Annotated in this window: 2 protein-coding genes; both read right to left on the reverse strand. The window is 70.6% G+C overall.

Annotated elements, in window-relative coordinates:
• Positions 1–54: 54 nt before the first annotated feature.
• The gene (locus DJ73_RS09220; RefSeq protein WP_094557823.1) at positions 55–1,275 is read right to left on the reverse strand and encodes a chemotaxis protein CheC; all 1,221 of its coding nucleotides are present in this window, start codon (positions 1,273–1,275) and stop codon (positions 55–57) included.
• On the reverse strand, positions 1,275–1,631 hold the full coding sequence (gene cheY, locus DJ73_RS09225; protein WP_094557824.1) for a chemotaxis protein CheY: 357 nt from the start codon (positions 1,629–1,631) through the stop codon (positions 1,275–1,277). Before cheY ends, DJ73_RS09220 begins: the two co-directional genes overlap by 1 nt.
• Positions 1,632–1,693: the final 62 nt, after the last annotated feature.

The raw sequence follows: 1,693 nt of genomic DNA on the forward strand, positions 1-1,693 counted from the left end.
CCCTCGTCGTCCCGCGGTCTCGCGACCCGCGACCGCGGGACGACGAGGGGTGGCTCACGTCTCTGAGAGGCGGTCGAGGGCCCGGGCCAGTTCGCGCTCGTCCGGGAGCGCGTACACGTCGCAGCGCGCCTGCACGCCCTCCGTCTGGATCGCGGCGTCGATCACGAACCCGTAGTCCTGCCGGCGGCTGAGCTTGGCGACCAGCGGGCTGATCGTCGCCGAGCCGATGTCGTGGACGAACTCCGGCGGCGAGTGGCTGATCGAGGTGCCGAGCACGTTCGCCCAGCCGTCGATGAACCCGCTCGTCATCACGTTGCCGAGCTCGCAGAGCGCGTTCTCCGCCATCCCGCCGAGGGGCTCGTCCGGCTCGGTCGGGAGCATCGACTCCGCGATCGCCGCGGCCGACTCCTCCTCGAAGAGTATCGCGAGGTAGCCGCTCGGCTCCCCCTGCAACTCGAAGACGGTGCCGGCGTGGGGCTCGACGCCGACCTCCGCGGGCACGTCCGCGAGCGGGACGAACCGGAGGCGGCTCACGTCGACGGTCGTGTCGAGGCCGGTCATCATCGCGATGTTGTCGGCGGCGTTCGCCGAGCCGCGCTTCGCCAGCGACGCGAACGTCGACAGCGACTCGTACGGGACCGCGGTGCTCCCGCCCTCGCCGGCGGCTCCGGCCCCCGGTCCGCCGTCTCCCGTCGCCTCGGCCCCCGCCGTCGCCGCCGGCGCCGTCTTCCCGACGATGAGGTCGCGGAAGGGACCGGAGTCGGGCAGCATGTAGATCGAGAAGTCGAGGTCCGTCGTCGTCGCGTCCAGCCGGCTCTCGAAGAGGAACACGCCGTCGCCGGCCAGCGCCCCGTCCGGGAGGACGGCCGCGCCGTCGGCCTCGAAGTAGCGCGGCGGTGTCATGTCGATCGCCTTCCCGAGGTAGTTCGCCCAGCCGTCGAGGAAGCCGCCGAGCGCGATGTTGCCGACCTCGGTCACCGCGCTGCGCTCCATCGACGCGCCGCCGGGGAGCAGCGAGAGCAGGGCGTCGACGTTGGCGGCGTCGAACGCCAGCACCGTCTCGCCGTCCAGCCCGCCGCGGAGTCCGACGCTCACGCCGATCGACTCGCGACCCGCGAACGCCTCGGCGAGGTCCTCGCCGCTGGCGACGCTCGCGCCCGTGACCTCGACCGCGAGGTCGGTCCCCGTGAGGTCGGCGAGCGCGCCGGCGGCCTGCTCGGCCCCGCGTTCCGCCAGGCGGTTGCACGCGCCGAGCGCACGCACGTCGACCCGCATTATACCGCCGATCCGATGGCGTCGAGCACGTTCGGCTTCTGGAACGGCTTCGTGATGTACCCCTCCGCGCCGGCCTTGATGGCGGCCTTCATCTTCTCCTCTTGGCCCACGCTTGTACACATGATCACCGTCGCCTCCGGGTTGTCGCTCAAGATCTCCGTCGTCGCCTCGATCCCGTCGCGGATCGGCATCACGATGTCCATCATCACGAGGTCCGGGCCGTGTTCCTCGTACATGTTGACCGCCTCGACGCCGTTTTCGGCCTCGCCGACGATCTCGAACTCCCCCTCGAGGATCTCCCGAAGGAGGTTCCGCATGAACTCCGAGTCGTCCGCGATAAGCACGCGCGTTGCCATTGTTGTCTGAAGCGGGGTACAGCGATCACTTAACGGCTCCCCCGCGGTTCTCAGCGCTGAGA

Source organism: Halorubrum sp. Ea1 (assembly GCF_002252965.1).
Lineage (GTDB): Archaea > Halobacteriota > Halobacteria > Halobacteriales > Haloferacaceae > Halorubrum.